Here is a 13,669-nt window from a genome sequence, read left to right on the forward strand (position 1 = left end):
CCCGCGGTAATCGAGCGCTCGTAACCTTGGCGCCACTTGCTACGAGCGCTCCGCGTGGAGCGCAGTCGTTTTTCAAAAAACCGTTTGACGCCACCACGTTGGCGGAGGATCCAAATGTTCGAGCCTTCATTCAGCCGCGCCAGTCAGCGGCGTTCACGTCTTCGCGCGATGTTCGGCACTGGCCTGGGCATCGTCATGGCGACGACCGGCGCAATGGCCGCCTGCTCCAACGAAACCAGCACCGAGCCAGGCAACGCACGCATCGTATATGGTCCGTCGCAAACACTGGGGCAGGGAACTGCGCGCGCTTGGCTGTCGATCAGCAGCGCGGGCAAGCCGATCGCACTCGGTGTCGCACTAAGCGAGAACGCCATGACGGCGCTTCCTTCCACGCCACTGCCTGGCGGCGGCATGGCAGCCGCGACGTTGATGCTCGCATTGCCGCAGGAAGCGAAGGTCACGGGCTTCGACCACGCCATGGTCGACTGGAACCCGATGGGTCATGAACCCGACATGGTGTACACACTGCCGCACTTCGACTTCCACTTCTATACGGTGACCGAAGCTGCGCAGATGGCGATCATGCCGACCGATCCGCAGTACGAGGCGAAGCTCGAGAAGATGCCGGCCGAAGCGTTCCGTCCAGTCGGAAACATCAAGTTGCCGAGCGGCGTCCCGATGATGGGCGCGCACTGGGTCGATCCGACGTCGCCCGAGCTCCAGCCGCCGCCGAACAACAAGACGTTCACGCGCACGTTCCTGTACGGCTCGTACGATGGTCACTTCATCTTCTACGAACCGATGATCACCAAGGTGCACATCGAGTCCGTAAAGAGCGTTGCGGGAAATCTCATCACGACGCCGATCAAGGTTGCGACCGCGGTCGAGAAGACGGGCTACTACCCGACGCAGTACACCATTCAGTGGGATGCTGTGGCGAAGGAGTATCGCATCGCGTTGGACAGTCTCGTCCAGCGTAACCAGTAGTCATACAGGGAGCGCGAGAGTCATGCGCATGCGTTCGATCGTTCGATGGGGTGTCCGCATTCTCGCGGGCACCCTCGCCCTGGTCCTGATCGTGGCCGCGGGCGCATATGGATATTCTGAAGTTCGCATGGCGCGGCACTTCACAGTCCCGGAGCATCCGATCGCATTGCGCACCGACTCAGCAACGCTGGCGGTGGGGAAGCGGTTGGCGACCGTGCGCGGCTGTGTGGATTGTCACGGCGCGAACCTCGGTGGCAACGTGATGTTCGATGATCCTGCCATCGGTCGGCTTGCGGCGCCGAATCTCACGCTGGGCGGTCGCGGCAAAGAGCTGGAGCCGCGCGATTGGGAACGAGCAGTGCGACACGGTGTACGTCGCGACGGCTTGCCACTTCGCGTGATGCCTGCGCAAGAGTTTACGACGATGGCGGACGACGAACTCGAGGCCATTGCGAGCTACGCTCGCAGCGTGCCCGCGATGACATCGTCGCAGCCGGGCCCGCGGGTTGGGCCCATCATTCGCGCGCTATTCGTCGTGGGGCAGGTGTCGCTGTTGCCGGCCGAGTTGATTGACCATGCGAAGTCGCATGCGCCACACGTGGAGCCGGAGCCGACGGCGAAGTACGGCGAATATCTCGCGATTGGTTGTAGCGGCTGTCACGGCCCAACGTTTTCAGGCGGCAAGATTCCGGGCGGGCCGCCGGGCTGGAAGCCAGCGGCGAACATCACTCCAGCTGGAATCAGCAGATACTCGGAGGTGGACTTCATCCGTGTACTCCGCGAGGGGAAGCGGCCTGATGGGTCAGCCGTGGATTCGCTGATGCCGTGGCGATTGACGAAGTCGATGACGGATGTTGAATTGAAGGCCGTATACGCGTATCTCAAGACGGTGCCTGCCAAGGCCTACGGCGGGAGATAGCAACCATTCGCGATGGGGAGGCGGCGATGCGTCGCACGCTGAGTGTTCTGGGACTCACGCTGTTCTCTCTGTCGCTGACTGGCGCCGAGTCGGCAAGGCCGGCTGCTCGTTTCTTCCTCCCGGCAATCGTGATTCTTCGCGGCGAAGGACTGAAGGCGCCCGTAGTTCTGAATCATGCGGGAGCGATGCTGATGAACCTGTCCAAGGACACCATCGCCATCGTCTACCAATCGCTGAAACCGTACGCGCCGAACTCAGCGGCCGCAGTGCGACGCCGGCGTTTTGTCGACGTCGCCGAGTTCATGGGGCCGGAGTTCATGTCCTATCCGACCGGAACCCTGCCGCCGTTGGAGAAGGCGACTCACGTCTCGCGCATCTATCTGCCCGCAGGCGAGGATCCCGCGCTGTGGGACCGTCCAATCGTTGTATTCAACCGCGACAATACGCCGTTCTACGAATTGGGCGAACCCGCCATGCGCGCGCTCGAAGCACGCGGCCTCAAACTCCGCTTACCGTCACATCCGAACGGCTAGGACTCCAATCAGGGCGCCGACTCCAACCACGCCGGCCACCTTCGTCATTCGCTCCTTCCACGACGAGTCGCTGGGTGGATGGACCTTGGGTTTTGTCCAGATGACAATGCTTCCACACCCGGTGATCGTGCCTCCGGGCTGTGCAACACCGCCCAATCCCGTGCTGAATTGCGGCGGAACCGCCACTCCGACGTAAATCTCGATGCCTGCCACCTCGTCGGGGTTGGCGAAATTGTCGATCTCATCCGCCGAGAGTGAATACATGTAACTCCCGTTGAGATAGACGGCCGGCGAGCAGCGCGCGTCAAACGTCCCGCGCATCGAGATGGTTCCATCACGATCCGTCTCGAGTCCCGGCACCATTCGGAAAAGGTCAGACGTCCTCAGCGGATTCCGCTTGGCAATGTCTGCCTCGGTCAGGAATCGTCCCATGCCGCTCGACCGTCGGCGTTGTTCGAAACCACGCATGTTGAGATCGACGCTCCGTGACGACGAGATCCTCACCGTGTCCAGCACGGCCTTCATCGTCGCCAGCGCAATGCGAACAGGCGCCGCACCCGAAACGACATCGACTGCTTCGTGATCTGGGAAGTAGCCCACTGCGCGAACGTTGAGCATCCGTGTCCCGGCCGGCACGTCTACGAGTGTCCATTCACCGCGCTCATTCGCGCGAGCCTGCGGCCCGTTGAAAATGCTTACTTGAGCTCCGGCCAGTGGCCGCCCGCCCTCGCTAGCGACGATGACGCCGCTCAAACGACCGCGGTTCGCGGCGCTGGTGTCATGTGCGGCTCCAAGGTATAGATCGCGTCGCAACAAACCCGTCGACGGAATCGGCACGTCGACGACATCCGTACTATCCGCGCCGCGACTTGCCATGAGCGCGATCGTTCCTGCGTTCGGAATATCACAGACAACGAACCAACCACTCGTTGTCGTCGTTGCGTCGAGGTGCGCAGTTCGGCTTCCGATCGTCTTCAGCCCGATCGCGAACTCACGCCACTGCACTGTCACCGTCGCTCCAGCCACCGGCGCTCGGCCACTCGCATCGCCTACGACGCCGATGACGAATGCACCCGAGTCCGCGGCGGATCGCGAGCCGCAGACGGCTGTACGTATCCGCCCCGCTGACGGAATCGCCAAGTCGGCACGCACAGGCCGATCACCACTCACCGACACCTCATGCATCGTCGGTGCAAGGCCGAGTGAATCGAGCAGCGGATGGAGAAACGCGATCATATACCGGCCGACGGGGACATCGGCAAATGCGAACTGCCCCAATGAATCGGAGGAGACGGTGTTGCCGAATCGGCCAAGGCTGTCCGATGCGACGAGTTGGACGAGAGCGCCGGCGAGCGGCGCTCGTGCTACGCTGTCGTAGACGACGCCACTGACCGTCGCCTTCGACAGTCGACCCTTGATGTCGGGAGCCTGTGCCGAAGACGTTCGCGCGAGCAGGGCGACACAGATGATAATTAGAATTCGCATATGCCGATCCACTGACAGCCAGAGAATGGATACGACAACATATTACAAACCTCACAAAGCGTGAGAGGCTCGACCCTCACGACTCGAAAGCCGCCCTCCCGAACCACCAGCGCGCGCCATGGGCTTCACGCCCCGGTTCTGGCGAAGCACCCGGGCCAAGTGCGCCGCCCCCCACCGGCCGCCGGTAGGAGCACGTCTACGCCGTCGGATTTCAATGGAGGCGCATAAATCCCGCGGGGTGGAAGGCGCATTCAGGAAACTTGGTGTTATCTCGCCGCCTACGGCCAAGTCAGACTCGTAGGCGACAATGGAAACCTCTCTTACCGCCCCGCGCGGTATACAAAGCACACGGATCACGAACCTCGATGCCGCTCGCGGCGCCGCGATGGTTCTCGTGTGCCTGTCGCATTTCACCCAGGTGTACCTGGAACGGACGGCTTTCGGAGATTCCGGCGTCGTCCCGTACTTCTATGACATCGGGATGATTGCGTCGCCCACCTTCGTGGTGGTCAGCGGCACCATTCTTGGGCTCCTGTACTCCGTCAAACGCGCGAGCTTCGCCAGGCTCCGCCTCAAGCTGCTCGACCGAGCGCTCTTTCTGTTGACGGTGGCCCATGTGCTGATCGCGTGCTCGCGCCTCGCGTACCAGCAGCACCCGATCGACGCACTACGAATGACGTTCATGACTGATGCGATCGCGGTCAGCGTCATTGCCGGCTCGCTGCTCATCACGCAGACATCGCGCGTGATGCGATGCTTCCTCGGCCTGTTCTGTTTTGGCTTTGCCTGGCGCCTTCTCAGTTCCTGGACGCCAACGGACATGGCCGTCGAATTGCTCAGAGAGCTTTTGGTCGGTGGGTCGCCGCTTCGCGTTCTCACCTATGCCGTACCGGTTCTCCCCTGGTTCGGTGTCTATATCGCATGCACGGCGTTCGGAGAGTACCTCGGCGATCTCTATCGGGCCAACGACATCAAGGGTGTCGAGCGCGCGCTGCTCGCCTGCGGCGGTGCCGCCATCGCCGTGTCGTTCATCGTTTACAAGCTCAAGTGGATCGTTACCGATGCCGTTCGCGGCGATCCACAAGACGCAGCGCTGTGGAAGATGTTCTTCTCGCCGTGGTCAAAGCTGCCGCCTGGACCCGAGTACGTGCTCTTCTTCGGCGGGATCGGGATGGTGATGCTCTGGGCCGTCACGTTCATCGACCATCGATCGCGCTTCGTCTGGCTCACGCGTCAAGCAGCGACTCTCGGCCGAAGCTCGCTCGCCGTTTTCACGTTTCAGTTCTACGTGTTCTACACGTTCCTCGCCGCATTGCACCTGCCGAAGACGTCATTCTGGCCGCTGATCTTCGTTGCATGCGTGGGAGTGATTCTCGTTTTCGCGCGCTGGTGGGACCGCAACGGTCTCAATCGCTTTCTCACGGTGGGCCTGGAACGTCTGCCACCAGTCCGGGCTTGGGCTCATGATTCTGCACCCGCTACTCAGTAGTTCGGCGCGTGGCCTCGCTGGCATCAGTGTCGGCGCATGGCTTCTGCTTGTTGGCACCGGCGTATCCAGTATCCAGTCAGCAATCGCCGGCATTGGTCGTAACAGACCTGCGCGCTCGTTATCGCAGACACGATCAAACGCTCAGTTCGCTGAGCAAGCGCAACCGGGACTCGTGAGTGTGATCATCCCGACATACAATCGGGAACACATCCTCAGCCGTGCAATCGACGCGGCGCTCGCGCAGACCTATCCCGACATTCAAGTCGTCGTGGCCGACGATGGATCGACCGACAACACACGTGCGCTCGTCGAGAAGTACGGTTCACGCGTGACGTATGTACGTCAGGAAAACGCCGGCGTATCGGCGGCACGTAACTTCGGAATACGACACGCGCGCGGCGAGTTCATCGCCTTTCTGGATTCCGACGACAGTTGGCAGCCGTGGAAGGTCGAAGCGCAGGTATCCGCCCTCACGCGTCACGGCGATGCGGGCGTCGTCTGGACGGACATGTCCGCCACGGACGAAATCGGCAACGTCATACGCGAGCGATATCTACGCACGATGTACTCGGCGTACGACTCCGTGCGGATCGAAGACATCCTCGCGACCGTGGACACACTTGGCGCGTTGACGACGAATGCGCCGAGCGTGCTTGCGACGTCATCGGTGCGCGAGGGCGATCTGTTCAGCGCCATTCTGCTCGGCAATCTGTTGCACACGTCCACGGTGCTCATGCGTCGATCACGCCTCGAGTTGACAGGTGGCTTCGACGAATCGTTCGCTCGCACGGGCGAAGACTACGAGTTCTACGTGCGCCTGTGCTCCGCGGGTCCGGTGCTGTTCATCGACGCACCGTCCGTGGCATATCGAGTCGGAGCGGCCGACCAGCTCACTCGTCCATCGATGACGCTGGAAATGGCGCGCAACAATCTGCGCACCGTGCAGAAGTGGATTCCGGAATCTGCGGCGCACATCGATCTCAAACCGCAGATCGTCCAGCGTCGTTTCGCGGAGTCGCTCGCTTGGGTTGGTGAAGCCGAGCTCGATGTTGGCAATCGCGGCCAGGCCGCTCGCCGGCTCTGGCAGAGCCTGGTGACACTTCCTCGTTTCGATCGCCGCGTCGCACTGCTCGGCGTCAGCGTGCTTCCTCGCGCATTGACTGATCGCCTGCGTGCCGCGCGGCGCGCTCTGTCATAAGCAACGCGCGCGCGTAACACGCATTCGCGCGCAGGTCAGGTCGCGCTGCCGCTCACGTCCGAGCCGCAAACCGTCCCGCTGAGCGACTTGGCGCCCTGCGGTGTTACCGTCACGGTGTAATCGAGCGTGCAGCTTCCGCCGGTCCACGTGAATGTGCCGCCAGCTTTCCATACGAAGTTTGACGACAGAGCATTGTTCGTGAACGACGCAGCAAACGTGTACGTGTAGCTGCCGTCGGTCGTGATCGTTCGCTGACCAGTCGACACGTTGCACTTCGCCGCAGCAACAGTGACGGAACCGGACCTCGTTCCCGTTCCCGCCGAATTCACGTCATTCGTAAAGACGTAACTTCCGGTGAGAGTGCCGCCGCCTGAGCACGTCGCATTGATGGTCGCGGAAACGGTGGGTACCGTCGCGGACGACTGTGCCGACGGCGTCGTCGATGATGACGGTGTTTGAGATCCGACCGCTGCGGCAATATTGCCGAAGAGCGCAGAGGCGACCACGCGCGCTTCCGCCGGCGACAGAGAATTCGAGTTGGAAGGACTCGTCGAGTCGCTGCTGCAAGCCGTTACGGCTCCGAGAGCGAGAACAGCGAGACCGCAGGATGCATGTGAAAATCGGCGCATATCGAAACCCGGCGTTGAAGAAGCTCTGCCGCTCGCGTTCGAACGGCGTAACGCCGGGTTACTGAAGCAAGAAGCCCGCCGACTCGGCTTCTACCGTGTGATGATGATCACACTGCGACTTCGCATGCAGCATCGGTGCATGAGAATACTACTGCTACTTCGTGCTGCACTCAGCCTTGGTCGCAAGCCATTTCATTGCTGCCGCAACAACCGCGTCATCCGTCGCCGGATATGACGCGATGGCAATGGGTTGATCCGGTGGAATGCGCAGCGAATAGCGAGCGCCATTGCGATCAGTATCCACTGAGATCGTCAGCACGAGCACCGCGCCATCGGGAAGACGATAGCCTGCGTTGCCTGTGGCCACGCCGTACGTAGCAGCGCCAAAACTCCTTGCTCGTGTCAGTCCGCGAAACGCCAGCGCAACCGCTTCACCGGAACTCGCAGTCAGTGAATCCGTCAGAATCGCGACCGGCGGATTCGGATGTCGCAGCACGTAGAATGGCTGACTCGGTGCTGCGAGTATCAGTCGCTCGCCGCTTGGTTCGACGTAACCCGCCATGCCCTTGCTGTAGTACCACGGCTTGGACACACTGTCTGCATCGACGAAGGCGCCGACACGCTCGTCGTCTCCGAGAAGTGGCCCAATGCCGGCGAGCATCGGCCACATGTTGCCGCCGAGATTGTGCCGAACGTCAACGATCCACCCGCACGGCGCGCTCGCGTCCACTGTTCGCACGCCGGCTTGCAGTGCGTCGACAAAGTCGCTCGCATTCGCTCCGCGCGGCGGGCTGTATGATGGAACGTGAATGTATCCATACCGCCCGTCGAGCACCTCCGCGCCGATCGAATCGATTGGATGTCCGGCGATGAACGAAGACGTGCCCAACGCCGCCGTTGGTCCAATGAGCGTGGTCGCCGGAAGAATGAGAGAACTATGACGATCGCCGAGTGCGCCAAGCGCGACCTTGATTGCGGCGTACGTTTCCGCCGGCACGATCGCGTTCGCTGCCATGACATGCGCGTTGGCGCGGATTGAATCCCACTTCACGCGACGACGATAGAACGCCTGCGTCTGCATGAGCGTAATAGCGCTGTCGAGATACGCACGCGCGGCAGCGCGAGCCTCTGGCGGTGATGCGGCAGGCGCAGGGCTGTCAGAACTGCAGGCCGCTACGGCGACCATGGGCGCGAACACGACGCGACGCCACCACGCGCGAAGCGTGGAGGCGATGCGGCCTGATCGTCGTGCTGTCAGTAAATCGTTCACGGTTGCGCGTTGTCGCCGCGGTAGGGGCTGGCCAGAGTATGCCTAACTGCGCGCGACTACCGCAAGGCGCTACGTCACGTCGCTATTCGGCGCGCAGCACTGTGTTTGGGTCCGCTCGGGTCGCGCGCAAAGCGGGCATCGCGCTCGCCGCCCCAGCGACACATAGTAAGAGAACGCTCACGCTGGCAAGCACGACCGGATCGCGGGCCGATTGTTGGAAGAGTAGCGGCTGAATCCAACGCGAGGCGCCGACTGCGAGTACGGCACCAGCACCCACGCCGAGAGTGGCCAGGCGGAGGCCTTCGCCAACGACGAGACGGATGACATCTGCACTCTGGGCGCCTAGTGCGATGCGCACACCTAGTTCGTGCATCCGTTGCGCCACCATGTAGGCAATCACTCCATACAATCCCACCGACGCAACAACGAGCGCCAGGACGCCAAACGCGACGAACATCGTCGCACCGACCTCCCAAGAGCGACGTTGCACGTCTAGCAGGTTCGTCATGGGTTGAACGGTGATGTACTGCTGGCCAGGCATCGCCGCCTGCAACGCGCGCCGAACGCCTTCGACCACGGCGTCGGGGCGCTGGTGCATACGCAACACGAGTAGCGATCCACCCTCGGTCGGCGCTTGTTCCATCGGCAGATAAAAGCGGAGTCGCTGATCGGCAACAGGATCATGCACCGCATCCTCAGCGATGCCAACGACGGTGCTGCACGGCATGGTGTCGGCTCCTGCTTGGATGCACTGGCCCAATGCTTCGCGTCCAGGCCAGAGCGTGCGCGCCATGCTTTCGCTGATGACGACGACGGGCGGGGCACCGACGATATCGCCAGTCGTGAACGAGCGACCGCGAAGGATGCGTGTTCCGATCGCGCTGAAATAGTCCGCACTCGCGGTCTGATAGGTAAACCGGCCGAGCTTGGCGACCGAGTCGATGCCAGGAACCACAAGCGGCATCGTCGACGTGCCCTCGAGTGGGACGTTGCTGACGAACGCCGCCGTCTCCACACCTGGAATGGCGCGCGCAACGTCGAGCAAGCGCCGACGGAACGCAACGCGCTCCGGTGTTGTCATCTGTGCGCCGCGCCGCTGCCATCGCGCCATCAACACCGGGTTCACGTCGTACCCTAGATGCATGTCGCGGACACGATCGAGACTACGGACGAACAGTCCTGCACCCACCAGCAACGCCACGGACAGTGCTCCCTGAATGACCAGCAGAGACGAACGCAATCGCGAGCGCTGATATGTGCTCTCGCGCATGCCAGCCTTGAGCGTACTCGTGACGTTGCTGCGCCCAGCGAGAAGCACCGGCGCAATGCTCGTCACGGCTGCGGCGATCATCGCGGCGCCAAGCGCCACGGCAAGCGTTCGCCAGTCGATGCCCACATCGAGCGACGTTGCTTCCGGAAGCACGAGGCGACGAATGGCCGTGCTTCCCCACGCGGTGATCGCGATTCCCAGCGCGCAGCCGATCAGCGACAGGACGAGACTCTCTGTCAGCGACTGCGCGATCAATCGACCGCGACTCACGCCGAGTGCAAGTCGCAACGCCGTCTCTCTCCGACGACGCAGCGCACGAGCGAGAAAGAGATTCGCTACGTTCGAGCACGCGATGAGCAACACGATCACGGCAACGCCCGTGACCCAGGACAGTGTTCGTGCCTCGAGACCTGGGTACGGTCCGGCCGCCGTCTTGAGCGCTCCGGCGACGGCAACTGGGCGCGTCTTATCCTTGGGTGGCATCCACGAGTGAATCACGCGCGCCGCGTCGCGACTCCCGATGTACGCGAGCGTCAAGTCGGCGTTGGCTTGTGCCATCGTCACGCCTGGCTTCAGGCGCACCATCATCTCGGCCCAGTCCCACGTGTATCGCCGCCAGTATTCGACCGACGATCCACCCGGCTGATGACCGCCGTACGTCGTGATCGGCACGAACACCGTTGGTGCACTCCCGTCGGCGACTCCAGTAAATCCGTCGGGCGCCACGCCAATGATCGTGCAGAGAAAGTTGTCGACCTGAATCGATTCGCCTCTAACGTCGCGACCGCCGAATTCTGCTTTCCAGAACGCGAAACTCAGTACCGCCACCTGCGCACCACTTGGCGTGGTGTCTTCGGCCGCGACGAAATAGCGGCCGAGCACCGGGCGGGCATTAAAGAAGTCGAAATAGCTGGCGGACACCGCGGCGATGGGTCGTTCGCGCGACGCCTCGCCGCTCCCAACCGCAACCGTGACGGGAACGAAGGCCGCCGCCTGCGAGAACGATGTCGTTCCGTTCTTCAGATCGAGATATCGCGCGTAGGGGAACGACTCACGCGCGTTCAACCGCATTGCGCCCGGAATGCGAAGATAGACGCGCCGCGCCGTTCCAGGATCGCGGAGGTAGCGGTACGGCCGGAACATCAGCTGGTCGATGACATTGAACATCGCCGCATTGGCGCCGATGCCGAGACCGAGGGTCAGCACGACGGCGGCGGTAAAGCCGGGCGACCGCCGGAGGCCGCGAAGCGCATAGCGCGCGTCGTGCAGGAGGTGTTCGCCGAAGCGGCTGAGGAGCTCGCGCATGCGTCCGGTGTGAGAGAAACCGTCGACGAATGGACAGTCGGTCGGTCGGGCTGGTTTGAATAGGTCTTGACTTAACTACTGTGTTAATTAACATGATAGTTAAATGACTCTCCTCGACTCGACCTTCGCCGCACTCGCCGACCCCACCCGGCGCGCTATCCTCAGCCGGCTCGCCGACGGCGACGCCACCGTTGGCGAGCTTGCCGCGCCGTTCTCGGTATCACTGCCAGCTATCTCTCGACACCTCAAGGTGTTGGAGGATGCCGACCTCATCGAACGAGAGAGAGAAGGGAAGCATCGCCGCTGTCGCCTCAAAGCTGCGCCGCTAAAGGCGGCAGCCGACCACCTCGACCACTACGCCCGCTTTTGGAGCGGCGCGTTCGATCGACTCGACGCACACCTCAAGAAGAATCCTGAGAGGAAAAAGCCATGATTGCGACCACCGCACCCGCCGACATCACTGTTCTGGAGATCACCCGCCTGTTCGACGCTCCGCCCGAGTTCGTGTTCGATGCGTGGACGGTGCGTGAGCAATGGGAGAGTTGGATCGGTCCCGAAGGCATCGACTGCCAAGTGCCCCATCTCGACGCGCGCGTCGGCGGCCGCTACAAGGTCATCATGCATCTCACCGACGGTCGGATCGTCCCCGTCGTCGGCACGTTTCGGGAGGTCGATCGGCCGAAGCGATTGGCATTCACGTGGACGTGGGAGGGCGAAACGACCGACGAGAACGACACGCTCGTCACCCTAACCTTTCGCGACCTCGGCGGGAAAACCGAACTGACGCTACGTCACGAGGGTCTGCGCACCATCGAGAATCGCGACAGTCACGGCAAGGGCTGGAACAGCGCGCTCAACAAGCTCGCCGCATATCTCGTCAAGTAAAAGCATCACGGAGTTCGTAGTTAGCTTTCGAACATGAAAACTCTCGGACTCATCGGTGGAACGAGTTGGATCTCGACGATCGAATATTATCGTTTGCTCAACGAGCGAATCAATGAACGGCTCGGCGGGCTGAACTTTGCCCGCTGTGTCGTTTATTCGCTCAACTATGCCGACATCGCTGAGATCAACAAGCGTCAGGATTGGGACGCGATGTTCGAGCTGGTTGGCAGCGCCGCAGAAGGTGTTCGTAACGCCGGTGCCGAAGCAATTCTGCTGGGCGCGAACACCATTCACCTCGTGGCTGAGCGAGTCGAGGATCGCGTGAAGGTTCCGGTGATTCACATCGCCGACGCAACAGCGCGGGCCATTCGCGCTGCCGGTCTCGATCGCGTGACGCTGCTCGGCACGCGATACACGATGGAGAAGGAATTCTTCAAGAGCCGACTCACCGCTCACGGGATCACGGCGGTGATTCCGAACGACGACGAGCGCGCCTTCATTCACGCGACGATCTTCGACGAACTGGGGAAGGGAATCTTTCTGCCCGAGTCGAAGTCTCGGTATCTCGAGATCATCGATCGCCTCGTCGCCGATGGCGCACAGGGCGCAATTCTCGGCTGCACCGAGATTCCGCTACTACTCAACCAGAGCGACACCTCTGTTCCGGTGTTCGACACGACGTCGCTTCACGTCGACGCCGCGGTCGAGTTCGCCCTGGCCTAGTCGTTCAATTCTGCAGCGACCACGTGATGGCGAATCGGTTGTCGCCGAGTGGCATCACGTTGGTCCCGAGTAGAAACTGATCGAGCTTGGAACGGCGATGGCTGTGCGCGTAGTGCACGACCTTGGTGCCGATCAACGTTCCGACGAACGCGCCAGACGCGATGTCGCTCGCCCAGTGCTGGTTGAGGTACACTCGCGTAATGCCGGGTACGAGCGCAGCGCCGAAGAGAAGCGGGCCCGCGTACCACGTAGCACTGGGGTTTCGTTCGCGGATTTCACCGAAGAGCGACGCCGCTGTTGCGAATGCCGACGACGAATGGAGTGAGGGAAACGACCGCTCGTCGAAGTGGGTGAATCCGCCCCAGAAGTGGAAGACGAACGCGTCGTTGGCGGTTACCCGCGGCCGCGACCGTCCGATTGGTCCGCGGATGACTTCGCTGACGACATCGGTCAGCACCAGCGACTGTGTCGCGTGGAGTCCGATGTCGGCCACGGTTTTCATCCGGCCCAGCCGACCGACGCCATAAGTAGCCAGGGCGCCGAGGGTGAGCGGCGTTTCATTGATGTGCGTGAGCCAGTCGACGGTGGACCGACGCGTGGTGCCGCCCTGAACCGTTGGTGACTGTGCCCAGTGTGCGATCCGCTCATCGAATGGGGCGATCGCGAGGGTTCCGGCGATTGCAAACCCGGTCAGGACAGCGTCGCGTCGAGTAAAGAAAGTCTTGTCAACGTGGCCGGAGTCGTTGTAGGGAACCGGGAGCTTGTCTTGGGCGTACGAGACACTGATCGGGGCAACCTGGAGCAATGTCAAAACCAGGCTGGCGAGCGGCAAACGCGTAGTAGTCATTGCGATGCCAGCCGTAGCACGAAACGCTCCAATGGCGAGGGATGGGTCGTGGACTCAACCGCCACAGCCTGAGCGCCTTACAACGTCGGCCCGCTTTCGCGCGTACTTCAGGTTGTAAGCACGAGGCGG

Annotated in this window: 13 protein-coding genes; 8 read left to right on the forward strand and 5 right to left on the reverse strand. The window is 62.0% G+C overall.

What is annotated here, in order from left to right; all coding sequences use genetic code 11:
* Positions 1-114 precede the first annotated feature (114 nt).
* Genes AC6H4Z_RS01005 through AC6H4Z_RS01015 form a run of 3 tightly spaced genes read left to right on the forward strand, consistent with a single transcriptional unit; the run spans position 115 to position 2,439 of the window.
* Entirely contained in the window at positions 115-987 is an 873-nt protein-coding gene (locus AC6H4Z_RS01005) for a DUF5602 domain-containing protein (RefSeq protein ID WP_497544866.1), read from the forward strand.
* 28 nt (positions 988-1,015) lie between these two features.
* Complete coding sequence (locus AC6H4Z_RS01010; protein WP_497544867.1) at positions 1,016-1,906, forward strand: c-type cytochrome; 891 nt, start codon at positions 1,016-1,018, stop codon at positions 1,904-1,906.
* 26 nt (positions 1,907-1,932) lie between these two features.
* Positions 1,933-2,439, forward strand: coding sequence for a hypothetical protein (locus AC6H4Z_RS01015; protein ID WP_497544868.1), 507 nt, complete (start codon positions 1,933-1,935; stop codon positions 2,437-2,439).
* Here the strand turns inward: AC6H4Z_RS01015 and AC6H4Z_RS01020 are convergent.
* Positions 2,422-3,924 (reverse strand): MSCRAMM family protein, encoded by a 1,503-nt coding sequence (locus tag AC6H4Z_RS01020; RefSeq protein WP_497544869.1) that lies wholly within the window; start codon positions 3,922-3,924, stop codon positions 2,422-2,424. The two genes, AC6H4Z_RS01015 and AC6H4Z_RS01020, sit on opposite strands and share 18 nt — an antisense overlap.
* Before the next feature lie 307 nt (positions 3,925-4,231).
* On the opposite strand from AC6H4Z_RS01020, the gene AC6H4Z_RS01025 reads away from it, so the two are divergent.
* The gene (locus tag AC6H4Z_RS01025) at positions 4,232-5,413 is read left to right on the forward strand and encodes a heparan-alpha-glucosaminide N-acetyltransferase domain-containing protein (RefSeq protein ID WP_497544870.1); all 1,182 of its coding nucleotides are present in this window, start codon (positions 4,232-4,234) and stop codon (positions 5,411-5,413) included.
* Positions 5,388-6,611 carry a glycosyltransferase gene (locus AC6H4Z_RS01030; RefSeq protein WP_497544871.1) on the forward strand — a complete coding sequence of 408 codons (1,224 nt, stop codon included), beginning with the start codon at positions 5,388-5,390 and terminating at the stop codon, positions 6,609-6,611. The genes AC6H4Z_RS01025 and AC6H4Z_RS01030 overlap by 26 nt, the downstream gene beginning before the upstream one ends.
* Before the next feature lie 35 nt (positions 6,612-6,646).
* Here the strand turns inward: AC6H4Z_RS01030 and AC6H4Z_RS01035 are convergent, their stop codons facing one another.
* The 3 genes from AC6H4Z_RS01035 to AC6H4Z_RS01045 form a co-directional block, all read right to left on the reverse strand.
* Positions 6,647-7,117: a hypothetical protein gene (locus AC6H4Z_RS01035; protein ID WP_497544872.1), complete on the reverse strand. Its 471-nt coding sequence runs from the start codon at positions 7,115-7,117 to the stop codon at positions 6,647-6,649.
* Positions 7,118-7,394: 277 nt separating this feature from the next.
* Positions 7,395-8,510, reverse strand: a complete 1,116-nt coding sequence (locus AC6H4Z_RS01040) for a S41 family peptidase (protein WP_497544873.1) — start codon at positions 8,508-8,510, stop codon at positions 7,395-7,397.
* A gap of 82 nt (positions 8,511-8,592) precedes the next feature.
* A complete protein-coding gene (locus AC6H4Z_RS01045; protein WP_497544874.1) occupies positions 8,593-11,085 on the reverse strand; it encodes an ABC transporter permease in 2,493 nt (830 codons plus the stop codon).
* 103 nt (positions 11,086-11,188) lie between these two features.
* Between AC6H4Z_RS01045 and AC6H4Z_RS01050 the strand changes: the two genes are divergently transcribed.
* The 3 genes from AC6H4Z_RS01050 to AC6H4Z_RS01060 are packed head-to-tail and all read left to right on the forward strand — an operon-like array spanning position 11,189 to position 12,693.
* Entirely contained in the window at positions 11,189-11,518 is a 330-nt protein-coding gene (locus AC6H4Z_RS01050) for an ArsR/SmtB family transcription factor (protein WP_497544875.1), read from the forward strand.
* The gene (locus AC6H4Z_RS01055; protein ID WP_497544876.1) at positions 11,515-11,970 is read left to right on the forward strand and encodes an SRPBCC family protein; all 456 of its coding nucleotides are present in this window, start codon (positions 11,515-11,517) and stop codon (positions 11,968-11,970) included. The genes AC6H4Z_RS01050 and AC6H4Z_RS01055 overlap by 4 nt, the downstream gene beginning before the upstream one ends.
* Before the next feature lie 33 nt (positions 11,971-12,003).
* Positions 12,004-12,693: an aspartate/glutamate racemase family protein gene (locus AC6H4Z_RS01060; RefSeq protein WP_497544877.1), complete on the forward strand. Its 690-nt coding sequence runs from the start codon at positions 12,004-12,006 to the stop codon at positions 12,691-12,693.
* A 4-nt stretch (positions 12,694-12,697) separates the two neighbouring features.
* Here the strand turns inward: AC6H4Z_RS01060 and AC6H4Z_RS01065 are convergent, their stop codons facing one another.
* Positions 12,698-13,540, reverse strand: coding sequence for a phosphatase PAP2 family protein (locus AC6H4Z_RS01065; RefSeq protein ID WP_497544878.1), 843 nt, complete (start codon positions 13,538-13,540; stop codon positions 12,698-12,700).
* Between the last annotated feature and the right edge of the window lie 129 nt (positions 13,541-13,669).

The organism is Leucogemmata humicola (genome assembly GCF_055379415.1).